General features: G+C 40.2%; 21 protein-coding genes. 16 read left to right on the top strand and 5 right to left on the bottom strand.

Annotation, left to right across the window (positions count from 1 at the left end; translation table 11 throughout):
• Positions 1-10: 10 nt before the first annotated feature.
• From QZ488_RS01620 to QZ488_RS01605, 4 genes are all read left to right on the top strand, one after another.
• Entirely contained in the window at positions 11-1237 is a 1227-nt protein-coding gene (locus QZ488_RS01620) for a glycosyl transferase (RefSeq protein ID WP_293745887.1), read from the top strand.
• Between the two features lie 9 nt (positions 1238-1246).
• Positions 1247-3019: a sugar phosphorylase gene (locus tag QZ488_RS01615; RefSeq protein ID WP_293745886.1), complete on the top strand. Its 1773-nt coding sequence runs from the start codon at positions 1247-1249 to the stop codon at positions 3017-3019.
• Positions 3020-3395: 376 nt separating this feature from the next.
• Positions 3396-3608, top strand: a complete 213-nt coding sequence (locus tag QZ488_RS01610) for an EF-hand domain-containing protein (protein ID WP_293745885.1) — start codon at positions 3396-3398, stop codon at positions 3606-3608.
• Positions 3609-3703: 95 nt separating this feature from the next.
• Complete coding sequence (locus QZ488_RS01605; RefSeq protein WP_293745884.1) at positions 3704-3937, top strand: hypothetical protein; 234 nt, start codon at positions 3704-3706, stop codon at positions 3935-3937.
• A gap of 53 nt (positions 3938-3990) precedes the next feature.
• Here the strand turns inward: QZ488_RS01605 and QZ488_RS01600 are convergent, their stop codons facing one another.
• Positions 3991-4824, bottom strand: coding sequence for a sulfurtransferase (locus tag QZ488_RS01600; protein WP_293745883.1), 834 nt, complete (start codon positions 4822-4824; stop codon positions 3991-3993).
• Between the two features lie 457 nt (positions 4825-5281).
• Between QZ488_RS01600 and QZ488_RS01595 the strand changes: the two genes are divergently transcribed.
• The 3 genes from QZ488_RS01595 to QZ488_RS01585 all read left to right on the top strand — a co-directional run bounded on the left by QZ488_RS01595 (position 5282) and on the right by QZ488_RS01585 (position 9887).
• Positions 5282-7708: a TonB-dependent receptor gene (locus tag QZ488_RS01595; protein WP_293745882.1), complete on the top strand. Its 2427-nt coding sequence runs from the start codon at positions 5282-5284 to the stop codon at positions 7706-7708.
• Between the two features lie 72 nt (positions 7709-7780).
• Entirely contained in the window at positions 7781-9505 is a 1725-nt protein-coding gene (locus QZ488_RS01590; RefSeq protein WP_293745881.1) for a cupin domain-containing protein, read from the top strand.
• A gap of 118 nt (positions 9506-9623) precedes the next feature.
• The gene (locus QZ488_RS01585; RefSeq protein ID WP_293745880.1) at positions 9624-9887 is read left to right on the top strand and encodes a hypothetical protein; all 264 of its coding nucleotides are present in this window, start codon (positions 9624-9626) and stop codon (positions 9885-9887) included.
• A 6-nt stretch (positions 9888-9893) separates the two neighbouring features.
• On the opposite strand, the gene QZ488_RS01580 is transcribed toward QZ488_RS01585, so the two are convergent.
• Complete coding sequence (locus tag QZ488_RS01580; protein ID WP_293745879.1) at positions 9894-10901, bottom strand: adenosine deaminase; 1008 nt, start codon at positions 10899-10901, stop codon at positions 9894-9896.
• Between the two features lie 280 nt (positions 10902-11181).
• On the opposite strand from QZ488_RS01580, the gene QZ488_RS01575 reads away from it, so the two are divergent.
• Both QZ488_RS01575 and QZ488_RS01570 read left to right on the top strand, forming a co-directional pair.
• On the top strand, positions 11182-12510 hold the full coding sequence (locus QZ488_RS01575) for an NCS2 family permease (RefSeq protein ID WP_293745878.1): 1329 nt from the start codon (positions 11182-11184) through the stop codon (positions 12508-12510).
• A gap of 337 nt (positions 12511-12847) precedes the next feature.
• Positions 12848-13939 carry a hypothetical protein gene (locus tag QZ488_RS01570; protein WP_293745877.1) on the top strand — a complete coding sequence of 364 codons (1092 nt, stop codon included), beginning with the start codon at positions 12848-12850 and terminating at the stop codon, positions 13937-13939.
• Between the two features lie 54 nt (positions 13940-13993).
• On the opposite strand, the gene QZ488_RS01565 is transcribed toward QZ488_RS01570, so the two are convergent.
• Genes QZ488_RS01565 through QZ488_RS01555 form a run of 3 tightly spaced genes read right to left on the bottom strand, consistent with a single transcriptional unit; the run spans position 13994 to position 16041 of the window.
• Positions 13994-14434, bottom strand: a complete 441-nt coding sequence (locus QZ488_RS01565; protein ID WP_293745876.1) for a MaoC family dehydratase — start codon at positions 14432-14434, stop codon at positions 13994-13996.
• Between the two features lie 51 nt (positions 14435-14485).
• On the bottom strand, positions 14486-15388 hold the full coding sequence (gene puuE / locus QZ488_RS01560; RefSeq protein WP_293745875.1) for an allantoinase PuuE: 903 nt from the start codon (positions 15386-15388) through the stop codon (positions 14486-14488).
• A gap of 8 nt (positions 15389-15396) precedes the next feature.
• A complete protein-coding gene (locus tag QZ488_RS01555; protein WP_293745874.1) occupies positions 15397-16041 on the bottom strand; it encodes a TetR/AcrR family transcriptional regulator in 645 nt (214 codons plus the stop codon).
• Between the two features lie 358 nt (positions 16042-16399).
• Between QZ488_RS01555 and xdhA the strand changes: the two genes are divergently transcribed.
• The 7 genes from xdhA to QZ488_RS01520 form a co-directional block, all read left to right on the top strand.
• Entirely contained in the window at positions 16400-17878 is a 1479-nt protein-coding gene (gene xdhA / locus QZ488_RS01550) for a xanthine dehydrogenase small subunit (protein ID WP_293745873.1), read from the top strand.
• Positions 17871-20213 carry a xanthine dehydrogenase molybdopterin binding subunit gene (xdhB, locus tag QZ488_RS01545; protein ID WP_293745872.1) on the top strand — a complete coding sequence of 781 codons (2343 nt, stop codon included), beginning with the start codon at positions 17871-17873 and terminating at the stop codon, positions 20211-20213. Before xdhA ends, xdhB begins: the two co-directional genes overlap by 8 nt.
• Positions 20210-21088, top strand: a complete 879-nt coding sequence (gene xdhC, locus QZ488_RS01540) for a xanthine dehydrogenase accessory protein XdhC (protein ID WP_293745871.1) — start codon at positions 20210-20212, stop codon at positions 21086-21088. Before xdhB ends, xdhC begins: the two co-directional genes overlap by 4 nt.
• The gene (gene uraD / locus QZ488_RS01535; RefSeq protein ID WP_293745870.1) at positions 21085-21624 is read left to right on the top strand and encodes a 2-oxo-4-hydroxy-4-carboxy-5-ureidoimidazoline decarboxylase; all 540 of its coding nucleotides are present in this window, start codon (positions 21085-21087) and stop codon (positions 21622-21624) included. The genes xdhC and uraD overlap by 4 nt, the downstream gene beginning before the upstream one ends.
• Positions 21621-21947 carry a hydroxyisourate hydrolase gene (gene uraH / locus QZ488_RS01530; protein WP_293745869.1) on the top strand — a complete coding sequence of 109 codons (327 nt, stop codon included), beginning with the start codon at positions 21621-21623 and terminating at the stop codon, positions 21945-21947. The genes uraD and uraH overlap by 4 nt, the downstream gene beginning before the upstream one ends.
• Positions 21948-21960: 13 nt before the next feature.
• Complete coding sequence (gene guaD, locus QZ488_RS01525; RefSeq protein WP_293745868.1) at positions 21961-23280, top strand: guanine deaminase; 1320 nt, start codon at positions 21961-21963, stop codon at positions 23278-23280.
• Positions 23280-24210: urate hydroxylase PuuD (locus QZ488_RS01520; RefSeq protein ID WP_293745867.1), on the top strand; the 931-nt coding region annotated here is incomplete at its 3' end. The genes guaD and QZ488_RS01520, both read left to right, overlap by 1 nt.

Raw genomic sequence — 24210 nt, 5'->3', positions numbered from 1 at the left:
CGGAGATATCATGGCTGATTTTTATCAAAATGGCATAGTCACAACCCTACACAACTTGTCTGAAAGGCCTGTTGAAGATCTAGAAAGTGAGCTAGTAGAATTCTCAAAAAAGCGCCCAATGGCGTTAATACTACCCTCTTTATTTTCCGAACTTGAAGGTACAGCATTACCCAACATTATCGAACATATCGCAAAAGTCCCTTACCTTTCACAAATCGTAATTGGTTTAGACAGAGCTAACCTTGAACAATACCAACATGCCTTAAAGTTCTTTGGCACCTTACCGCAAAATCACCGAGTATTATGGAATGAAGGCCCTAGATTAAAAGCCTTAGATGCAAAATTAGAAGCATTAGGTTTGGCACCTAAAGAATTGGGCAAAGGTCGTAATGTTTGGTACTGCATGGGCTATGTATTAGCCACTGGAAAAGCCGAATCTGTGGCGCTACATGATTGCGATATTCTTACCTATGACCGTGGATTATTAGCAAGGCTAATCTATCCAGTTGCTAATCCACAATTCAACTACGAATTCTGTAAGGGTTACTACGCTCGTGTGGCAGATGGGAAAATCAATGGACGTGTTTCAAGATTATTAGTTACACCATTAATTCGAGCCTTACAAAAAGTAGTGGGTCACAATGAGTACCTTGAATATATGGACAGTTTTAGATATCCATTGGCAGGTGAGTTTTCTTTTCGACGTGATGTGTTAAATGATATCCGTATACCCAGTGACTGGGGTCTAGAAATCGGTGTATTGTCTGAGATGCAACGTAACTACTCACATAATAGGTTATGTCAGGCAGACATAGCCAAAACCTATGATCATAAACACCAAGACTTATCAGCTAATAATGACCAAGGCGGACTATCGAAAATGTCTATCGATATCACCAAAGCATTAATTAGAAAACTCGCCACGCAGGGTGAAACCTTTTCCACCGAAACCTTTAGATCATTAAAAGCCACCTATTACCGGATAGCTTTAGACTTTATCGAAACCTATAACAATGATGCCATTATCAACGGTCTCAAATTGGACATTCATAGCGAAGAAAAAGCGGTGGAGCTTTTTGCTCAAAATATTATGAAAGCTGGTGAAAGTTTCTTAGATAATCCAATGGAAACGCCATTTATTCCCAGTTGGAACCGTGTTGTTAGCGCCATGCCAGATGTATTAGAGCAGTTAAAAGAAGCGGTAGAACAAGATTTTGCAGAGTTTAAACAAGCTTAGGGGCAATAAATGTTATCTGTATTAGAGCAACTAACCGATCGAATTGAACATCACTTAGCTGTTATATATGAAGATGTTGAATTAGGTATTTCATACCCTGACTTGGGTGATCAATTATTGCGCACCATGCGTTTAGAAGATCCTAGTTTATTGATTGAGCCGAAACGTCATCATAACAATTGGGAGCAAAAGGATGTGATGTTAATCACCTACGGCGATAGCATTGAAAAATCAGGAGAGAAGCCACTACATACTCTGCATAGCTTTCTAAATGAATACTGTGGCGATGCCATCAATGGCGTGCATATATTGCCGTTTTTTCCCTATAGTTCTGATGATGGTTTTTCGGTAATTGATTATTCTAGCGTCAATGAAGCCCTTGGGGACTGGGATGATATACACGCCATTACTCAGGATTACCGAGTGATGTCGGACGTGGTAATTAATCATTGCTCATCCAGAAGTGCATGGTTTGAAAACTTTATTAAGGGAGAAGGCCCTGGTTGTGATTTCTTTTACACTGCGTCCTTAGAAGATGATTTATCTACCGTAGTAAGACCTAGAACCTCCGACTTACTTAGATCAACTGAAACACCTAGCGGTGAAAAACAAGTGTGGTGCACCTTTAGTCATGACCAAGTTGATTTTGATTTTAGAAACCCTGCTGTTTTAGATACCTTTGTTTCAATCATCCGCCAATACCTAGACATAGGTATTCGGATATTTCGTTTGGATGCGGTCGCTTTTCTTTGGAAAAAAACAGGCACTAGCTGCATTAACCTCGAACAAACTCATGAAGTAGTGCGCTTATTGCGCACCCTAATTGAACATGCGGTGAGTGATGCGGTTATTATTACCGAAACAAATATTCCGAATAGGCAAAATCTAACTTACTTTGGAAACGCTAACGAAGCACACGGCATTTATAATTTTTCGTTACCACCACTGTTAGTCAACACTTTGGTAACAGGTTCATGTAAACACCTAAAGTCTTGGTTAGGTAGCATGCCACCGGCACAAAATGGCACCTTCTTCTTTAATTTCATCGCGTCTCATGATGGTATTGGACTCAGACCTGCCGAAGGATTATTACAGGATCAAGAACTCACTGATCTTGTCAATACCATGCAAAACTTTGGGGGACGAATTTCGTGGCGTACCTCTGAAGACGGCAAACAAAAAGCCTATGAAATCAATATTGCCCTTTACGATGCGCTGCAAGGTACAGTCAAAGGTGCGGACAAATGGGGATTAGACAGATTTATATGTGCCCATAGCATTATGTTCGGCCTAGAAGGTATTCCTGGAATTTATATTCATAGTTTACTAGGTACAGGAAACGATTATGAAAAAGTCAAAAACACCAGTCAGAACCGTTCCATCAATCGACATAAATGGGACTATACCGTATTACAAGAACAGCTAGCGTCGCCCTATAGCCAACATTATAAGGCGCATGAGGGGATCATTAAACTGTTGAATATTCGTAAGCTACAACCGGCGTTTCATCCAAGTGCCACCCAATTTACTTTGCAATTAGGCGAACAAATATTTGGTTTTTGGCGTCAAAGTATAAACAGAACTCAAAGTATTTTTTGTATCTATAACATTAGTGATCAACCACAAAATATTAGATTAAGTGATATGAACTTAATAGGTACCGACACTTGGTATGACCTTATCAGCGGTGAAACACTGAGTATGGAAGATATTGAATACCAACTGGCGCCCTATCAACCCTTGTGGATATCCAATATTCAAAATGGGTCACTTGCAACCTAATAAAATCCCTTAATAAAGGCTTATGTATGCCATAAGCCTCACCCTATTCCTTTGATTTTAATCAGTATTATTAAACCCGATTAATTTCTGTCTGTGTCAAGAGACAGATTGTTAATAAGTAATTTAGTCATTCCTACATACATCCTAAAAAATCAGCGTAACCCTATGATATCAATCGATTTTAAATGTTTGGCACAACACTTGTAATGTTATTGATAAGAGGTTTGCAGCGACAGCTATTAATAATCGCTGCGTACCTTTTTGGCATTTTACTTAGCTAGGCGAGTAAAAGCGCTAACAGTTCGACAAGACAGTTTGTTTGTTTATTAATGAACAACTGGTCGTTTTAAAACTGATACTAAACAGGAGTCAACGTATGAAAAAATTAATCCCTCTGGTCGCTCTAACGTTTGCATCAATGGCATTAATCGCTGAAGAAGACTTAATCGCTAAATTGGATTCTGACAATGATGGGCGAATAAGTATCGAAGAAGCTGCTGAAGATACCGCGTTGTTGGCGATGTTTTCTGAACTCGATACCAATAAAGACGGCTATTTGTCACCAAGCGAGTTGGAAAACCATAATTAATGGACACTGAGTGACCTGTGAAGACCTGCGTAACTGGAACACAACCTCACTCATAAAATTTATTACTCAAATTTGATATTTAAAGGAAAAATACAATGAAAAAATTACTAATAGCAACAATCGTTACTTTCGCTTCTCTGCACGTACTGGCTGAATCTTCTGACACCACCATTCACCCACTAGATGCAGACAAAGACGGTCAAATAAGTAAGGAAGAAGCAAGTGTAGATACTACCCTAAGCGCAATTTTTGCAGAGCTTGATATTGATCAAGATGGTTTTTTATCACCCTCTGAATTAGCAGTTAAAACTAAAGACCTATCTCACTAAACTGATTGTTTAATTAGCGGCTCGCAAAGCTATATGGCTTTGCGAGTTTCTAATTAAGCTTCTAAAGGTAAATCAGTTCTAGCGCCCCATTCACTCCATGAACCATCATATACAGCAATTTTTTTAAAGCCTGCTTGTGTAGCAGCTAAAGCTAGAATACAGGCCGTTACGCCCGACCCACAACTAACAACCAGTTTCATATTCGGATCTAGCCCCAGCTTAGTAAAAATACCTTTTAACTCAGATGTCGACTTTAACGATGTGCCATTCAAACATTGATCAAAGGGTAAATTAGTGGAGTTAGGAATATGTCCTGAACGTAAACCTTTGCGAGGCTCAGCTTGTGTGCCGTTAAAACGTCCTTCGCTTCTGGCGTCAAATATAGTGATACTTGTCTGCGTCTGCAGTATTTCTTCTGCGCAGATAAAATGGCTGTTGTTAAACTCGCCGTTGAAATTACCGACTTTATTAGGAGAAACAAGATGAGATTGGGTAGGTAAACGTTGATTTAGCCAAACAGGCAACCCGCCATCAAGAACATAAACGAGTTCATGCCCCATTGACTTAAACATCCACCAAACTCTAGGTGCGCAATAAATCCCTTTGTTGTCATAAACCACAATAATACTATTTTGGTTTATACCTAATTTTTTAGCTTCTTTATCAAAGAGTTCTTTACTTGGCATAGTATGAGGTAAACCAGAACCTAGTTCACAGAACACGATTTCAAAGTCAAAAAATATCGAATTTGGAACATAACCAATTGGTTTATCGTCAATTCCCCCTAAGACTGGGTTGTCCATTTGGGTGTACAACACTATAAGTTTTGGGTGTTCAATATTGTCTTGCAGCCATTGGTTGGAGACCATATTAGTTTTTAGCAGCATGGGTTATTCCTAAACAAGCTAAACGATTTGTGGATTATACGACAAACCCAAAGTAAAACATGGCATCTACTTTTGCTTAGGACGACGGACGCTGAAAAACTAATCAGTTGCCAAAAGAACAACAAATCTAAGCCATTGTTAAAACGTTATTTTTTTAGAACTAAGCCCTCCAATGGTGCAATACAAAGGAAAATGATTTAACTTGGTGCGCAAGAATTTTGACGGACTAATGAACCGAGTAATAAACAAACCGAACATTCGCTTGTCGCTTTGTAACTTTACTATTTATATCAATGTATTAGTAAATACTATTGTGACTAGACCATTTGGACAAGACATTGGCATCGATAATGCTAAACCGTAAGTAAAAAATTAAATTGATAACTAAAACAGTGGGCTGAATAGTCCAAAGAGCCTAATACAACACATATGCAAAATCACTACCTTGGGAAACACAATGACAAACAAAACCTTTTTAACTAATCCACTTACTAAAGCAGTTGCTATTGGTTTAGCTACCTTCATTCCACTACAAGCCATCGCGCAAGATAGTGAAGAAGAAAGTGTCGAGCGAATTCAGGTAACAGGCTCTTTAGGCAGCTTACCCGGACAAGATGTTGAAGCCGTATTCGGTTTTGGTAAATCAATCCTTGAAACACCACGATCAGCATCAACTATCAGTCAAGAACAGCTTGAACGTTTTGCAGTGAGCGATATAGATGAATTAGTTGCGTTCGCCCCAGGTACATTTACTCAATCGTTTTTTGGTGTTGCAGGCTCGCTAGATGTGCGTGGTACACCAGGTGAAACCTATTTCCGTGGTGTAAAACGCTTAGATAACCCAGGTAACTATCCAACACCAATAGGTGCTTCAAGCCGAATTGATATTGTTCGTGGTCCGGCATCACCGATCTATGGCCCAGCTAAGATTGGTGGATATCTAAATTTCAATCCAAAATCGGCACGTGCCAGTGGTGGACAATATTTAGCGCAAAACGAAGGTGCATTTTCCTACTCACTAGGTAGCTGGGATAAAAGTATCCTATCAGCTGAGCTAGGTGGTCCAACAACCATTGGTGGAAAAGAAGCCGGTTTCTACCTTTACGGTGAAGTCGAAAACTCAGGTAGTTATTATGATAATTCAGGCACCGACCAAACAGTTTTACAGGCGTCATTTAATGTAGATATCACTGATAATTTACGCTTTGAATTTGGCGGAATGTATCATGACTATGATGGCAACCAAGTAGCAGGCTGGAACCGTTTAAGCCAAGATTTAATTGATAATGGTACTTACGTAACAGGAACAGCCAAACCACTAGATACCAATGGTGATGGTTCAATTTCGCACCAAGAGTATGGTGTAGTTAACCTTGGAGGCAATGGTTTTTTCTATCCTTTCGCTCCCGCATTTACCGATGCTGATGCTACCGAAGCGATGCAGTTAGATAATCCAGGCACCGCTACTCTACGTGGAAACCAAGTATTAGTAGCAACTGATGATGTGTTGTTAAATACCGTTGAAACCGCTTATTTCGATATTTTTTATTACACGGATAGTGGTTGGGAAATCAAAAACCAAATGTTTTATGAGGCCTACGATAATTTAAATGAAAACGCCTATGGTTTTTCTCAAACTCACGACAGTTCTGTGTTTGAAAATAAACTGGTTTTTTCATCTGAATATGAAACTGACACCTTACTAGCACAAGTTCAAATTTCACCTTCAATTCGTCATACAGAGTTTTTCCATGCTGATGATTTTGCCAATGAATTTTTTAATAGACGAGATCTGACGGGTCCTTCAACCGCATTGGACAGACGTTTGTTAGGCACTCGCATTGGTAAAGATTTCGATAATCATGATACGGGAAGTTATACCGATTTAGGTTTTGCTGTGATGACTGATCTAACTTGGGAAATGGGGCTAAACATCGTACTAGGTGTGCGTTATGACACAATAGATGTAGAGACAACCAGCCGCGGCGATTTGTTACTTAATCAAACAACTGTTAACAGTGCAGAAGAAACCTTTGATGGCACCTCATGGAATGCCAGTATCTCTTATAAAACCGATTTTGGTTTAATCCCTTACATTACTGCTGCTGAACAAGCGACTTTGATTGCGGGTCAAGGAGCGGAAATTGGTTATGGACAATTAATAGATGGCGATGGAAATCCTTATAATGGTGCATTCGATACGTCTGAATTGTTTGAATATGGTGTTAAAGGTTCATTTCTCGACGACAGTTTATACTTCGCATTGTCTGTTTATGAACAAGAACGCAGTGACTTTAACGCACAGGCTATTGTTACTAACGCTACAACGGAAAACAAAGGAACAGAATTTGAATTACGTTGGGTAGTGTCAGATCAACTTGTTATTGGTGCGGGTTACACAAACTTAAAAGTGTATAACCTAACTGCCTATAACAACGGTGAAGGTGGTAGTTTGTTTGGTTTCTTGGGAATAGAAGACCTCACATCCTTGTCTGATGCTTCATTAATATACGGTGGTAATCCAATTGGACTGACATTAATTGGCGAAGGTGACAAGGAAGCATCGCGCAAAGCGGGTATCCCTGAAAACATTTATACGTTAAATGCTACTTACGACTTTCAAAATGGTTATGCGCTAAACGCGAGTCTTGTTAAGGCTGATGAGACATTTTCAAGTTTCTCTCAAGCCGTTACATTACCTTCCTACACTTTGATTAATGCTGGTATATTTTATGAAGCAGACACATGGACTGCAAGCTTCAATATCAAAAACTTAACTGACGAAAGGTATTTTAGAGCTAACTTCCCAGATTTATTTGGTGCTCAAATTGTATTGCCTGAATTACCTCGCCACTACCAAGCGAAATTCAGCTATAAGTTTTAATTAGCTTTTATCAAAACAACCTTATAGGGTAAATATGTCATGTATTTACCCTTTTTTATTGGAAGAAAATCTGTGTTTACTAATATTTTAAAAGCGAGTTACCTAACAATTTTAAGTCTGCTGCTGTTATCAAGTTGCTCACCGCAAAATGATACTAGTAATGACTTACAAATTGCCGACGTCCCCATTGAAATAAAAGTTGTCGTTGTCACCATGTTTGAAATTGGTGCTGATGAAGGTGATAAACCGGGTGAATTTCAACTTTGGAAAGCAGGCCAAAAGCTTGATACTTGTTTACCTTTTGCTGTTTCACACCATGATATTTGTATCAATGCTGAAACGGGCGTAATGGGCATAGTGACTGGTATGGGAACTGCTAAAGCGGCAACTGCAATAATGGCCTTAGGCTTAGATCCTAGATTTGATTTAACCCATGCCTATTGGTTAGTAGCTGGGATTGCTGGTTTTGACCCAGCGGATGCTTCTTTAGGCTCTGCCGCTTGGGCTACTTGGCTGCTCGACGGTGATTTGGCCCATCAAATTGATGCTAGAGAAATTCCTGACAGCTGGTCATCAGGTTACTTTCCGTTATTTACCACTGATCCAATACTCAAAAATCAAACCATTGACCTCAATCAAGTGAATAGGCATGGCCAATCTTCAAATGGTGAGGTATATCAACTTAACCCTCAACTAGTGGATTGGGCTTACACACTGACTAAAGATGTTGAATTAAATGATTACCCACGTATGCAAACTCTTCGAGATAAATACGTGGGTTATCCGAATGCTCAAAAATTACCTTTTGTATTAAAAGGCGAACATTTGGCCGCATCCACTTTTTGGCATGGTGATTTATTAAACCAATGGGCAAACGATTGGACTCACTACTGGACAGCTGGGCAAGGAAATTTTGTTAGTTCTGGCATGGAAGATACCGGCAGTTATCAATCAATGATCTACTTAGATAACATTAAAAAAGTGGATAAAAAGCGTTTTATGGTAGTGCGTACTGGTAGCAATTATTCAATGCCTCCAGCAGATTTAAGCGCTATTGAAAATTTAAGATTAGAAAGCGGTGAGAATGGTTATGCAGGCATGCAATCTGCGCTCGAATCAGCTTATCTAGTGGGTAGTAAAGTGGTGAATACAATTGTCGCTAATTGGGGCGAATACAAAACAACCATGCCCTATGCAGTACAAAGTGAAATAAACAATGTGAGCCAGCAACGCCTCACACCAAGTTCTGAAAAGTCGGCATCCATTAGTGAATTAGCCAGTGTAACCAATGACAACAACCTGCTCACTGCAAAACAGTTAGCTAAAGCATTAAACTTAGAAGAACATGTTGAAGGAGGGTATTTTCGCCAAACTTTTAAAGCGGACCATCGCCCTACTATTACCACTGACAATGGCAATCGAGTCACCATGACTAGCATTTACTATCTGTTAAGTGCGAAATCTCCCATTGGTCATTTTCATATGAACCAATCAGATATCATGCACTATTTCCATATGGGTGATCCTATTACCTACTATATGCTGAACGCTGACGGTAGTTTACAAACCACCATTTTAGGACCAGATCCAAGCCAAGGTCATCAGATGCAAATGATGGTCGAAGGTGGCACTTGGAAAGCTTCAAAAATATCAACTTCCGGTAAGTATGGGTATGGTTTAATTGGTGAAGCCGTGGCTCCTGGTTTTGAATATGCTGATATGCAGTTAGGTAAAACGGCTAACTTAATCAAACAGTTCCCGAAGTATCGAACTCTGATAGAAGAACTCAGTCGTTAATGAGTACTGAACTTTGAGATTAATTATTACTCGTAAACGAAGTAACGTGAACGTACATTGCAGGTCGCTATCAAGCGGCCACTAACCAGTGGGTCTATCCTACGAACTGAGAGATATCATGAAAAACACCTATATTCCGATTATTGCCATATTAGCTTTCTCTATAGGCATGGTTAACGCACAAGAAAGCAAACCGTTTAATTTTATGAACGAACAACTGTCAGAGCAATTGCTTAATCAGACAACAGTATTAAGTGATCCAAGATTAGTTAAAGCCCAAGCAGAATTGTTACGTAAACATTACGAAGCGCTTATAGAAAGCGGGTTTAGCAAAGATGAAGCCTTACAACTAGTCATTGCAATGGCTTCTCAAGATAAATAATAGGCGTTAGTAAGAATCTATTTTTTCCAACCATTTTCGTTTTTGCTCTGCAGGCATAAAGCTAGCATTAAAACTGTTTATTACTAATTGATGCAATTGATGTTTTTGGATAGGTAAATGGTCGATTATGGCAAAAAAGTTGTCGTTTAAGTATCCACCAAAATAACTAGGATCGTCTGCGTTAATCGTAGCCATCAGACCCAAGTCAAGTAATTGCAAAACGTTATGCTCTTGCATATGGCTAAACACTTTTAACTTAGTATTAGACAGAGGGCAAACGGTTAACGGATGTTGTGATTGGATTAAGAACTCAATCAATTTAGGATCTTCAATACTACGCACACCATGGTCAATTCGATGTACATCTAAAGCTTTAAGTGCTCCCCACACATAATCTGCAGGGCCTTCTTCCCCAGCATGCGCCACGCGTTTTAAACCTAATTCTTTGGCCATTTCAAACACTTGAGTAAATTTTTCAGGTGGATTGCCTAACTCAGCACTGTCTAATCCAACAGCAATAATATCGTTTAAATAAGGTTTTGCAGATTCTAATGTTTGAATGGCACTTTGTTCTGTCAAATGCCGCAAAAAAGACATAATCAATAAACAGGATTGGCCCCACTCTTGTTCAGCTTGTTGCATAGCCCGTTTAAAACCCTGCATAAACACATCAAAGCCAATGCCTCGTTCTGTATGGGTTTGTGGGTCAAACATAATTTCTACATGAACAACGTTATCTTCTTTACATTTAAGTAAATAATTCCACATCAGCTGATAAAAATCGTCTTCGTCTTTAAGCACCGACGCACCAAAATAATAAAGGTCTAAAAAGCTTTGCAGATCTTCGAAGTTATATGCTTGTTTTACTTCTTCAATATTCGCATAAGGCAATGCAATCTGATGTTTGTCTGCTAGAGCCATCATTAATTCAGGCTCTAACGACCCTTCTATGTGCAGGTGTAACTCAACTTTTGGCAGGGATGCTACCCATTGCTTCAATTCATTTTTTGTCATTTTTTCACCTACTTAATCTAGGGCATGTTGATAATACTTGCACCAAAATAGCTAACTAAGTTAATAATTGGTGCAACACTAGCTATGGTAGCTGTTTCTAGGTGATATATTTCAGCCAAATCAAAGGGCTAGAGTAAAAATATCGGATTGTTTCTTCACGTTCGATAACATCTAACGTATGTTAACAGCATAAATCAGACCATTGCCAGACTAGGTGGTCAGCTTTTTGCACAATAATTGTAAAATCAAAATATTTTCATACAAAACCAGAGTGATAAATATGTCTAACTTTCTTGAACACTTTTTTAAATTGAAAGAAAAAGGTACCAATCTCAAAACTGAATTTATTGCTGGTTTAACCACCTTTGCTGCAATGTCTTATGTACTGGTAGTCAACCCGAGCATCTTAGGTGCTGGTGGCATGCCGATAGAAGGACTTATCACTGTCACAGCGATAGCGGCATGTTTAGGTACATTATTAATGGCCTTTATGACCAACTACCCCATCGCAATGGCGCCTGGTATGGGATTAAATGCTTTCTTCGCTTTTACGATTTGTTTAACGCGAGAAATACCATGGGACGCAGCCTTAGGCATTGTATTTTGGAACGGTATTTTATTTCTGTTGTTATCTGTGACGGGGGTGCGCACTAAAATAGCTGAAGCAATTCCCGCAGCACTTAAAATTGGTGTGCAATGCGGTATTGGCTTGTTTATCGCATTTATCGGCCTTAAAAATGCTGGTTTAGTAGTCGACAATCCTGCAACGTTTGTATCTATTGGCGATTTGTCTGAGCCCGCCACGTTATTGGCGTTAGCAGGCATAATATTAACCATAGTTTTAGTCATTAGAAAAGTAACGGGTGCGATCCTAATATCAATCGTTGTACTCAGCTTAGTGGGTGCATTTATCCCAGTGGGTGACGGTTATTTAACCCAACATACCAGTCAATTCATTGGTCTTCCTGACGATATAAGCAGCACATTTTTTGCTATGGATATTATGTACCCCATCGAATTTTTTGCTGAAACTTGGGATCTTATTTTCGCTCTACTGTTTGTGAATATGTTCGATACCATAGGCACCTTAATAGGTGTATCCCGACGCGCCAATTTATTGGATAAAAACGGTCAATTACCTAAAATGGGCAAAGCGATGACAGCCGATGCAGCGGCCAGTGTAATAGGCGCAGCAATTGGTACCTCACCTGTTACGTCTTATGTTGAATCAGCAGCAGGTGTATCTGCTGGCGGCAGAACCGGACTGACTTCAGTGTTTGTTGCTTTGTGTTTTATGCTGGCTTTGTTTTTAACCCCACTTATGAAAGTCATTCCCCTAATGGCAACCACACCCGCGCTGATAATGGTGGGCATATTGATGATGGACTCATTCAGACAACTCGACTTTGACGATCTTACGTCACTCGCTACCGCCACTGTGGCCTTACTTGCCATGCCATTAACTTTCAGTATTAGCGAAGGCATAGCACTCGGGTTTATTACTTATGTGGGTATCATGCTCGGTACAGGGCGTTATAAACAAGTCACCTTGATCACCTATATCATGGCCGCAGTGTTTGTATTGAGGTATGTATTAGATTTGAAATAGTCAAAAATGGCTAAGTTTTTAGCCGAGGCGATCTTTAATAAACGCCATATTGACTTATCCGTTTGGTAGGTTAATTATTGCATAAAGAGTGTTCTCGGCGAAAAATCATTGTTCTAATGGTTTACTAGAACAACGAATAATTCAACTCTCAATAGCATGCACGAATTTATCAACGCATGCTCAAAAACAAAGCTTCTCATCGACATCATTGAGTTATAGGTTCACATCGTATTACCACGAATCAACAGTAAAATTTAGATGGAGAGTTGCTGGTTGTTTTTTCAGCAATTTATCTATACTTGGGTATCGCCTTTTTCTCTGAACTAAGGAAGCCAAGATGAATAATTTCAGCGACTATATTAGTGATGTACAACGATACGATCCCCACCAAACTATAACGCCTATCCGAGCACTTAATGCTGGTAAGCCTGAACAACACTTTTTTACCACAGAAGATAACGTTGAACTGCGGTTAACCCGGTTTCAAGGAGGCAATAAAGGGCCGATTATCTTGTCTCATTGTATTGCGGTGTCTAGTTTAATGTATGCCATCGACACCATAGAATGTAATTTGTTGGAATATTTAGTAAATCACAAATATGACGTGTGGTTGTTAGATCATCGATTAAGTATTGAATTACCTGTTAGTGCGTTGCAATCCACCATGGATGATGTAGCCACACTAGATTATCCTGCGGCTGTTGCTCGAGTGTGTGAGATTACAAAAGCTAGGGCAGTTGATGTATTTGCCCATGGCGTAGGATCATCAACTTTAACTATGGCCTTGTTATCAGGTCTGCAGAACGTCAGAAAAGTTGTGTGTTCACAAGTTTCCACTCACTTGTATTCGTTAGATTTAAATACTAATAAAGCCAAATTACGACTCCCTGCATGGTTACCCTATTTCGGTAAAAAACACTTAACTGCGTTTACTGATTCTAATGCGGGTTGGTGCACAAAATTATACGATGCTAGCTTGGTGTTTATGCCCGTTCCTAAACACGAGCGTTGCAACAGCCCCGTATGTCACCGCATTAGTTCTATATTTGGTGAATTGTATGAACATAGTCAGCTAAATATTGCTACTCACAATGCCCTACCACGCATGTTTGGCAGAGCCAATTTGCGCGCAATGAAGCAGTTGACAGAAATGTTACTGGCAAACCAGCTTATTAATGCCAAAGGAGAGAATAGTTACCTTCCGCATGTACAAAAATTAGCCCTGCCCATGCTGTTTATCTCAGGTACTAATAACGACTGCGTATTACCTCGCAGTACCCTAGAAACCTATAATCTACTACGCAGTGTAAATGGCAACGATTTATATCACCGTCAAGAAATTCCTGACTACGGGCATGTGGATTGCGTTATTGGGCAAAATGCATCATTGGATGTGTATCCTTTGATAGTGGACTTTTTGGAGTCTTAGAGCAAAACTGAGCTTTGCAACAACTGGGTTAGCTGTTGCAAAGAATGGTAAAACTTAACTATTTCGGCATTTAAAAAATGCATTGGATTCTAACGCCATCACAGCCACATCATGTTGATTAACAATCTCATAATTGACACAAATTAAACCGACACCTGGTTTACTTTCAGACAATCTACTAGATTTCACACAACTTTTTACGCTTAAAATATACCCTGGATACACAGGTTTTAACCATTTGAGGTTATTGATACCCGGCGATCCAAGTGAGCCATGGTCTTCCGGAAGACTATCAATCAACATACGCATAAACATAGCTGCAGTATGCCAGCCACTCGCACACAGTCCCCCAAATAGCGATTCTTTCGCCGCCTCTTGGTCTAAATGAAAAAACTGAGGATCGTACTTACTGGCAAACTCTATTATTTCTTCTTCAGTAACTTGATAAGCGCCAAACTGAGATGTTTGACCCGGCTGAAAATCTTCAAAATACATGTATATTCCTTACTAGCTAAGGTTTATCAAAGGTACGCTGCAAATGTTGTCTTAGTTTGGAAACTTCTGTTTCCAATGCAACGCTATCTGCTCTCTAGTACAGCACCAAACCTGATCATGACTTTGTACATATTCTATAAATTTTTGTAGTGCTGTCATCCGCGCTGGACGACCAATAATACGGCAATGCAAACCAATAGATAACATTTTTGGGGCGACTTCACCTTCGGCATACAAAACATCAAATGCATCTTTTAAATACTGATAAAATTGCTCACCACTGTTAAAACCTTGTGGGGTAGCAAAACGCATATCGTTGGTGTCTAGGGTATAAGGCACCATTAATAGAGGTTCAGAGTAGTGTTTATCGTAATAAGGTAAGTCGTCTGCATAAGAGTCGGCGCAGTATAAAATATCACTTCGGTCAGCTATCAATTTCAGTGTGTTAGGACTTGTTCTACCTGTATACCAACCTTTCGGTTTACTGCCTGTGATCGCTTGATGTAACTGAATAGCAGCATTAATCATCTTCTTTTCTTGGGCTTCAGGCATATCTTGAAAACTGATCCAGCGCATACAATGACTGGCAATTTCCCAATTTGCTTCTTGCATCGCGGCAACTGCTTCTGGATTACGTTGCAGTGCCATCGTCACTCCAAATACGGTAATCGGTAAATTATAACGAACAAATAAATTATACAGTCGCCAAAAACCAGCACGGCTGCCATATTCATACATAGACTCCATACTTAAATGTCTGTCTGGAAAAGCTTGCGCACCTATGATCTCAGATAAAAAGGTTTCTGATTGTTCATCACCGTGCAACACACAGTTTTCACCGCCTTCTTCGTAATTAAGTACAAATTGCACTGCAATTCTGGCTTTATTTGGCCATTTTGGATGAGGAGGATTTTGTCCGTAACCTATTAAATCCCTAGGGTATGCATGTTTCATCGATCACCTTATTGAAATTCTGTTGGAACAGACAATCCACAACCAGTTAATATTAACTTGATCAAATTACTGGTCGCTTCAGCAAAATCAATTTGAGTCATAGGATTACCTCTAAGTTCATTAATTTGTACCGAAAAGTCAGCATAATGTTGTGAAGTTGCCCAAATATTAAATAACAAATAGTGGGGATCGGTTGCCACTAACTTGCCTTGATCTATCCATTGTTTAATAACGTCTACTCGTCCCGCCATCCACGACGCATGTTGATCTTTAAAAAACGCGTTTAAATTAGGTGCACCATTGATGATTTCTAGTGCAAACATCTTAGAGGCATCTGGGCGCAGACGAGATATCTCCATCTTATCAGCGATATAATGAGCCAGAACTTCAGCGGGGTCATCATTCACTGTTGCCTCGTCAAACCGACTATTCCATAGTCGCAATATATCTTCTAATGATGCCAGATAGAGAGATTCTTTAGATTTAAAATAATAAAGCACGTTGGTTTTCGGCAATTCAGCACGATCAGCTATTTGTTGTACTCGCGCTCCTTTAAACCCATGCAAGGCAAACTCCTTTTCCGCCGCATCTAGTATTTTATTGCGGTTAAGTTCACCAATACTGATTTCTTTGTAATTAATACTTGCACACATTTATTATTTTATTTCCCTTGGTGTAAAACCTACAAGGCTCTAATTATTAATTTAAAAATATCACCCAATCTATTCGATTGCTAGAAGCATAAATTTGTAACCAAAAAATTACTTATAAGGATTCAAATAGTAGATGTTCATTTTGGAGTTCTATGCAAATTTACACAATTTATTTGGCCAAACTACAATTGTCGCAAAATCACAATTATCTTTAGAAACATCTATAAATAATTAACACACTCAATAAGACCTTTTTCTTAATCATAAACCAAACCTGACCATTTAGTCTGGTTTTTGTTGTATTTCACTACACTAGTCTGGATAATATCAATTCTAAACCCTAATTTTGGAGCGCAATATGATCAGCTTTTTGCTCAACAACGAAATAACTACCATAGATAAAGCCCGAGCTGACTTAACTTTGCTTGAATATTTGCGCGAACAACAAACCCTAACAGGCACTAAAGAAGGCTGTGCTTCAGGAGATTGTGGGGCCTGTACAGTAGTCTTAGCTGAAGTGATAAATAGTAGTGAACAAACAAGTAGTAGTCTTGAATATCGGGCCATTAATAGTTGTGTGACATTTTTATCTGCTCTACATGGCAAACAATTAATTACCGTTGAACACTTACCTGATGGAAAAGATTTACATCCAGTACAGCAAAGTTTAGTTGAGCATCATGGTTCTCAGTGTGGGTTTTGTACGCCTGGTTTTATAATGTCGATGTTTGCTTTGTACCAAAAAACACAACAACCAAACAGAGAAGCCGTAATTCAAGCACTTTCAGGCAATTTATGCCGCTGCACAGGTTATCGCCCTATTATCGACGCCACGTTAAGCGCCTGCCAAAACAAATCACCTGATAAGTTTAAACAAACAGAAATTCAGACAGTTAAACAATTAAATGACATAAACACTCATAATGTCAGCACTGATAATTTACTGGTGCCTACATCAAGACTAGAACTAGCTGCTGCCAAAACTAAATTCCCTGAAGCAAATGTATTTGCAGGTAGTACAGACTTAGCGTTGCAAGTCACCCAGCAATTAAACAGCTTTGACAAGCTTATTGCTTTAGGTGAAGTACCAGAATTAAACGAACTTGTTGAACAACAGCAAGGGTTATTGATTGGTGCTGCCCTACCCCTGGGTAAAATTGAATCAAGCTTACTAAAACATTTCCCACAACTATCCGAACTGTTATGGCGTTTTGCCGCCACGCCTATTCGTAATCAAGCGAGCCTTGGTGGAAATGTTGCCAACGCATCGCCGATTGGTGATATGCCCCCGGCGATGCTGGCACTTAACGCAATGATCAATGTGGATGATGGCCAACAAAAAAGAACAATAGCAGCAAATAAATTCTTCTTAGACTACCGCAAGACAGCATTACAAAAGTCTGAATGGATAGAGTCCATTTTCATTCCCTACACGAGTCCAACCAATGTTGTTCGCGCCTATAAAATATCTAAACGTTATGAGGACGATATTTCAGCGGTATGTGCAGTGTTTAATGCTCAAATCATTGAGGGCAAAGTCCAAAGGATTAACAGTGGATTTGGTGGAGTGGCTGCTATTCCAGCGACTGTGCCTGCGCTAAACACTCAACTCATAGGAAAAACATGGTCAAATAAGGAAACCTTTGAGTTGGGTAACGAAATACTCAAACAGGCTTTCTCTCCTTTAGATGATGTGCGTGCCAGTAAAACCTATCGGATCTCAATGCTGGCTAATTTGTGGAAACGTTTTTGGTTAGAAACAAATCACAGCACACAAAATATCGAAACCCGAGTAGTACACATCCCCTCAATATCTGAGGAGGCGCCTCATGCGTAAACTGATTAATCAACCAGGTTTTGACTCCGCGCCCCAAGGTGCTGCTGGTAAGTCACACAAACATGAAAGTGCACAGCGACAGGTAAGTGGCCTTGCACGTTACGTAGATGATATGCCCGAGGCAGCCAACATCCATCATGTTGCGGTAGGCGTTAGTACTGTTGCCAGTGGAAAAATCGAATCTATCGACTTGTCATTGGTAAAAGCCAGTGCCGGAGTGATAGACGTTATTACTGTTGACGATATACCCGGTCATAAAGATATAGGCCCAGTATTCCCCGGCGATCCTTTATTAGCTAGTACAAAAATTTTGTACCATAGCCAACCTATATTTGCAGTTTTGGCGACCAGCGTAAACTTGGCGCGCCAAGCAACACTAAAAGCCAAAATAGTGATTGTAGCGACCGATGCATGTTTGACAGTTAATCAAGCCAAACAGCAAGAAAACTTTGTGCGTCCGCCACACTTTATGCGTCGTGGTGATTTTGATAAAAGTTATCACCAAAGCCCGGTAAAAATTCAAGGCGAAATGATCATTGGCGGTCAAGAACATATGTATCTTGAAGGCCAAGTGTCTATGGCCATTCCCGAAGAAGAAGATCGCATGTTGGTGTACACTTCTAGCCAACATCCTAGTGAAGTGCAAAAGCTGATTGCTGAAGTGTTAGATATTAAACTGCATAAAGTAGTGGTTGATATGCGCCGTATGGGCGGCGGGTTTGGAGGAAAAGAAACACAAGCGGCGCAATGGGCCTGTTTAGCAGCAGTATTTGCTAGCCGTAACAAAGTAGCTGTAAAACTTCGATTACCGCGTATGTTGGATATGATGGCAACCGGAAAACGTCATCCTTTTGAAAACCGATTTAAGGTAGCAACCGATAAATTTGGCTTGATCCAAGCAACACATGTTGAGATCAACGGTAATTGTGGGCACTCACCGGATTTGTCTGATGCCATAGTCGACCGAGCGATGTTTCACGCAGATAATGGTTATTACCTCGCGGATTGTTATCTAGAGGGCCATAGGTGTCGCACCAATCAAGTATCACATACTGCTTACCGTGGTTTTGGTGGACCTCAAGGCATGATTGTAGCCGAGGCTATGATGGATGCCATTGCGCGAAAATTAGGTAAAGATCCTCTAACAATTCGTAAGCTTAATTTATATGGCAAAGACAGTAGAAACACCACTCAATATGGTATGCAGGTAGAGCATAATTTATTAGCTGACCTGATTGATAAGTTAGAAGTATCTAGCGAGTATCAATTACGCCGTAAACAATTAACCGAGTTCAACAAAAACAGCCCTATTATCAAAAAAGGGTTAGCCTTAACACCGGTTAAATTTGGTATATCCTTCACCGCTAAACATTTGAATCAGGCTGGTGCGTTATTACACGTCTACACCGACGGCAGTATGCAAATCAGCCATGGTGGTACCGAAATGGGCCAAGGTTTACATACTAAAATTGGCCAAATAGTCGCGAATGAATTTGGCGTGCCTTTATCTCATGTCGAAATCACTTCGACTCGAACTGATAAAGTACCCAACACCTCACCCACAGCAGCTTCAAGTGGTACAGATCTAAACGGTAAGGCAGCACAAAATGCCTGTTTGATTATCAAACAACGCTTAGCTGAATTTTATGCTGAACAGGTTAATGGTAATTCATTAGATGTTAGATTTAGTGAGCAGCATGTATTGTTAAACGAACATCGAATTACCTTCGCAGATTTAATTCAACAAGCCTATATCGGCCGAGTATCCCTTTCGGCATCTGGTTTTTATAAAACCCCAAAAATCCACTACGACCGAGCTACAGGTAATGGCAGACCATTTTTCTATTTTGCTTATGGCGCTAGCTGTTCAGAGGTTTCGATTGATACATTAACTGGTGAATACAAAGTTAATCGGGTTGATATACTGCATGACGTGGGAAAAAGCCTCAATCCGGCCATAGATATTGGACAAATTGAAGGTGGTTTTATTCAAGGCATGGGATGGTTAACCAGCGAAGAACTGCTCTGGGATGAAAGCGGTAAACTTATTAGTAATAACCCCGCTACCTATAAAATTCCTGCGATTGGTGATACCCCTGAAATTTTTAATGTCGATTTGTATCCCAGAGCCAACGACGAAAACAGTATCTATCATTCAAAAGCGGTGGGCGAACCCCCCTTCATGTTAGCTAATTCAGTTTGGTGCGCGTTAAAAGATGCGATATCCAGTATCACCGATTATCAAATTGATCCTTTGTTACACCCACCCGCTACGCCAGAAAAAGTCTATAACGCTGTTGAGCAAGCCCAAATATGGCTTGAGGGGCAAGTATGAGTTTACCAACGAAAACCTGGTTTGACGCTCTGCACCAATGCCAACAACAAGGTAAAAGTTATGTGTTAGTCACATTACTCGCTACTGCTGGCTCTACACCAAGAAATGCTGGTAGCAAAATGCTGGTATGTGATGACAGCGCGTTTGACACTATAGGCGGTGGGCATTTGGAATTTGAAGTAATAAAACAAGCCCGTAATTTTCTGCTAGATAACGTTACAACCCAAAAAGTAGAACACTATCCTCTTTCCAGTAAATTAGGTCAGTGTTGTGGGGGTGCTACCAACGTATTATTTGAAGTGTTTACAGGGCACAGTCAGCATATCGCTATTTATGGTGCTGGCCACGTATCACAAGCATTAGTGCCTATTTTAGCGCAACTACCTTTGCAAATTAGCTGGATAGATAACCGTCAAACCATGCTTGATGAAATTGCCCAGCAAGCACTGCCAAGTAACGTGAAATTGGTATTCAGTGAACAACCAGACGAAACAATTGCCACATTACCTACAGGTTCTTGGGTGATGATCATGACCCATAATCATCAACTGGACTTTGCACTAGTCGAAACATCGCTTAAGCGGTTAGAGTTGGACTTTGTTGGCATGATTGGCTCTGATACTAAAGCCAGACGCTTTAGAACACGATTAGAACACAAAAACTATCAACTTGAAGTTATTCAGCGTTTAGTCAGCCCAGTTGGATTATTAACTATACCTGGCAAACGCCCTATTGAAGTGGCTGTTTCTATGGCAGCACAACTCATTCAGTTACTCGAACCAGAAAATGAAACACAAGCGCAAAAAAAACAAGCATGGCGTGATAACAAACAACTTATTCAATCACTTGTTAAACAAGGTGAACCACAAGCATGAATCAACAAACAGTGGCGTCGTTAGAAAGTATCAATAACTTAAGCCAATCAGAAGCCCAGCTGTGGCTCAGTCAATGCTGTGCTGCCCCTAAGTGGTTTGAAGGTATGGCCAAAACTCGTCCTTTTACTGATATAGACAACATTAGTCAGGCCGCACAAGACATTTGGCAACAATGCCATGAACAAGACTTTTTAATCGCTTTTGAAGCCCATCCAATGATTGGTGACGTGAATAGTTTACGGGCTAAGTATGCTGCCACTAAAAACATCGCCAGTAATGAACAACAGGGAGCAGCTCAAGCGAGTGAACATACATTGCAAGCTCTAGCAGACGCTAATCATGAGTATCTAGCCAAGCATGGCTTTATTTTTATTATTTGTGCCACGGGACTCAGCGCGGAGACTATGCTTGATGCCCTTATGCAGCGGATAAATAATAGTACTGCTCGCGAAATTGAATTGGCCGCAGCAGAACAAATTAAAATCACCCTACTAAGGCTCGAAAAAGGCCTAGAAAAAGGAATACAAACATCATGAGCATCAGTCTTTCCAGTCACGTACTAGACACCACGCTTGGAAAACCAGCAGGCAATATGAAACTAGTGTTAACCACTAATGACGGGCAAGTGATCGAAGCACAAACGGATGAAGACGGTCGATGTAAGGATTGGGCGGATTTTGAGTTTAGCGCGGGTAAATATTGCTTACGTTTTTATACAAAGGACTACCTACTGACACATCATAAAGACGCATTTTATCCCTTTGTTGATGTGAACTTTGAACTGACTAAAAACGGCGGGCATTATCATGTTCCTTTATTGATATCGCCCTTTGGTTTTAGTAGTTACCGTGGTAGTTAATGAGAATTTCAGATTGAATACAGCACAAGCTTATAGAGCTTCAATACTACATTTCCCAACACATAGTGCTTGTCCAAAACAGGACTATCAGTATTTTGAAGATGGACTTTTGGTTACGCGTAACGGAAAAATAGAGTTTATTGGTGAATATAAAACCCATATAAATCAATATCCTGAATCAGATATTAAGGATTACTCTGGAAAATTACTGTTACCAGGCTTTATTGACAGTCATTTACACTTTCCGCAAACCGAAATGCTTGCTAGTTTTGGTGAACAGTTACTTGATTGGTTAGCTGACTATACTTTTCCGGTCGAACGTAAGTTTGCCGATCCAGCATACGCCAGTCACATAGCCAAGATATTTATTAAACAATTACATCGTCATGGCACTACCACAGGCATGGTGTATTCATCGGTGCACAAGCAAGCTGCCGACGCCCTTTTCCGTGAAGCTGCGACTCACAACATGTTGTTGATCGCCGGTAAAGTGTGCATGGACAGACACTGCCCTGATTGGTTACAAGACACACCTAAGAGTGCGCAACAAGACAGCGCAGCACTGATTGATAAGTGGCATAACAATGGCCGATTAAGATATGCTATTACACCGCGCTTTGCGCCTACCAGTAGCCCTGAACAATTACACCTGTTAGGTGAATTAGCACAGCAATATCCTGATGTATTTATCCAAACCCATTTATCTGAGAATCACAAAGAAATCGCTTGGGTAAAAGAACTATTCCCAGAACGTAAAAACTATTTAGATGTGTATGACCATTTTGGTTTACTTAGAAAAGGCGCAGTGTTGGGTCACGGTATTCATTTAGAACAAGCTGAATGGCAACGCCTACAAGAAACCCAAGCAAGCATTGCTTTTTGCCCAACATCAAATCTATTTTTAGGTAGTGGCCTATTCGATTTAGCCAAAGCCGAACAGCAAAATGTGCCTGTTATGCTGGCAACCGATGTTGGTGGAGGCACTAGTTTTAGTATGCTTAGGACTATGGGAGAAGCGTATAAAATATGTCAGCTTAAAGGCAACCAAATGGATCCCATGCATGGCTTATATTTAATGACTCAAGGTGCAGCACTGGGATTAGGTCTAGAACAGGAAATCGGTAACCTTAATCCGGGTACAGATGCAGATTTTGTTATCCTTGACCCAGAGTTTGATGAACTAAGTACACTTCGTTTTAAACAACATCGTAGCCCAGAAGATCTTATATTTGCATTAAGTATGTTGGCCGATGATCGAGCCATAGTCGCTACTTACGTAGCTGGCACAGCCGTCTACCATAGGCACACACAAACACTAGAAGGAGCACTTTAATGTTGCTTGATTGGATTTCGTTATTTCTTCGCTGGTTTCATGTTATCGCTGGCGTAGCTTGGATAGGTGCTTCATTTTATTTTATCTGGTTAGATAATAATTTACGTACTCCGCCAGATTGGAAAAAACAAAAAGGCATCAAAGGCGATTTGTGGGCCGTACATGGCGGCGGGTTTTATGAAGTATCAAAATACGAATATGGCCCCGAAGTGATACCTGAGAAATTACACTGGTTCAAATGGGAAGCCTACACCACTTGGCTCAGTGGCTTTTTGTTACTTGGTTTAGTTTATTACCATGGCGCAGCTATCTACCTAATTGACAGCTCTGTAATGGACTTAACCCCTACCCAAGCAATAAGTAGAGGTTTAGGACTGATATTTGGTGGATTATTTATTTATGAAGCAGCGTGTCGCAGCCCATTAGCCAAGTACCCACGTGTGTTTGGCATTATGTTTTTAATACTGATTGCAGCTGCCAGTTATTTGGCGACCCATTGGTTTAGTGGACGTGGCGCATTTATGCATGTAGGAGCTTTAGTAGGGACTATCATGGCCGGTAACGTTTTCTTTAAAATCATGCCTGCTCAAAGGTTAATGGTTGACGCAGTTACCAATAAAACAGAGATTGATCCTAGCTGGGGATTGGGCGCAAAACTACGTTCAGTGCACAACAACTACCTAACCCTACCTTTGTTGTTTATTATGATCAGCAATCATTACCCTATGACCTATCAACACCCAAATGCTTGGTTAGTGTTGATGGCCATTGGATTAGTCTCGGCTTGGATACGTCACTATTTCAATCTAAAACATATCGGTATATCTCGCCCATCAATACTCATAACCGGTGCCATTGGCATGATTATGATTGCTGGTTGGGTGTCTAGGCCAGCGGCACCTGTAGTTGAGACATCTGCAACTGTGGCTA

The sequence above is a fragment of the uncultured Paraglaciecola sp. genome (genome assembly GCF_913020055.1).
Lineage (GTDB): Bacteria > Pseudomonadota > Gammaproteobacteria > Enterobacterales > Alteromonadaceae > Paraglaciecola.
This window is presented reverse-complemented; position numbering and strand designations above follow the sequence as displayed.

Excerpts from the sequence above, each read along its gene's own strand:
- QZ488_RS01620 (WP_293745887.1), top strand. The coding sequence starts at position 11 with ATGGCTGATTTTTATCAAAATGGCATAGTCACAACCCTACACAACTTG.
- QZ488_RS01615 (WP_293745886.1), top strand. The coding sequence starts at position 1,247 with ATGTTATCTGTATTAGAGCAACTAACCGATCGAATTGAACATCACTTA.
- QZ488_RS01610 (WP_293745885.1), top strand. The coding sequence starts at position 3,396 with ATGAAAAAATTAATCCCTCTGGTCGCTCTAACGTTTGCATCAATGGCA.
- QZ488_RS01605 (WP_293745884.1), top strand. The coding sequence starts at position 3,704 with ATGAAAAAATTACTAATAGCAACAATCGTTACTTTCGCTTCTCTGCAC.
- QZ488_RS01600 (WP_293745883.1), bottom strand. The coding sequence starts at position 4,824 with ATGCTGCTAAAAACTAATATGGTCTCCAACCAATGGCTGCAAGACAAT.
- QZ488_RS01595 (WP_293745882.1), top strand. The coding sequence starts at position 5,282 with ATGACAAACAAAACCTTTTTAACTAATCCACTTACTAAAGCAGTTGCT.
- QZ488_RS01585 (WP_293745880.1), top strand. The coding sequence starts at position 9,624 with ATGAAAAACACCTATATTCCGATTATTGCCATATTAGCTTTCTCTATA.
- QZ488_RS01580 (WP_293745879.1), bottom strand. The coding sequence starts at position 10,901 with ATGACAAAAAATGAATTGAAGCAATGGGTAGCATCCCTGCCAAAAGTT.
- QZ488_RS01575 (WP_293745878.1), top strand. The coding sequence starts at position 11,182 with ATGTCTAACTTTCTTGAACACTTTTTTAAATTGAAAGAAAAAGGTACC.
- QZ488_RS01570 (WP_293745877.1), top strand. The coding sequence starts at position 12,848 with ATGAATAATTTCAGCGACTATATTAGTGATGTACAACGATACGATCCC.
- QZ488_RS01565 (WP_293745876.1), bottom strand. The coding sequence starts at position 14,434 with ATGTATTTTGAAGATTTTCAGCCGGGTCAAACATCTCAGTTTGGCGCT.
- puuE (WP_293745875.1), bottom strand. The coding sequence starts at position 15,388 with ATGAAACATGCATACCCTAGGGATTTAATAGGTTACGGACAAAATCCT.
- QZ488_RS01555 (WP_293745874.1), bottom strand. The coding sequence starts at position 16,041 with ATGTGTGCAAGTATTAATTACAAAGAAATCAGTATTGGTGAACTTAAC.
- xdhA (WP_293745873.1), top strand. The coding sequence starts at position 16,400 with ATGATCAGCTTTTTGCTCAACAACGAAATAACTACCATAGATAAAGCC.
- xdhB (WP_293745872.1), top strand. The coding sequence starts at position 17,871 with ATGCGTAAACTGATTAATCAACCAGGTTTTGACTCCGCGCCCCAAGGT.
- xdhC (WP_293745871.1), top strand. The coding sequence starts at position 20,210 with ATGAGTTTACCAACGAAAACCTGGTTTGACGCTCTGCACCAATGCCAA.
- uraD (WP_293745870.1), top strand. The coding sequence starts at position 21,085 with ATGAATCAACAAACAGTGGCGTCGTTAGAAAGTATCAATAACTTAAGC.
- uraH (WP_293745869.1), top strand. The coding sequence starts at position 21,621 with ATGAGCATCAGTCTTTCCAGTCACGTACTAGACACCACGCTTGGAAAA.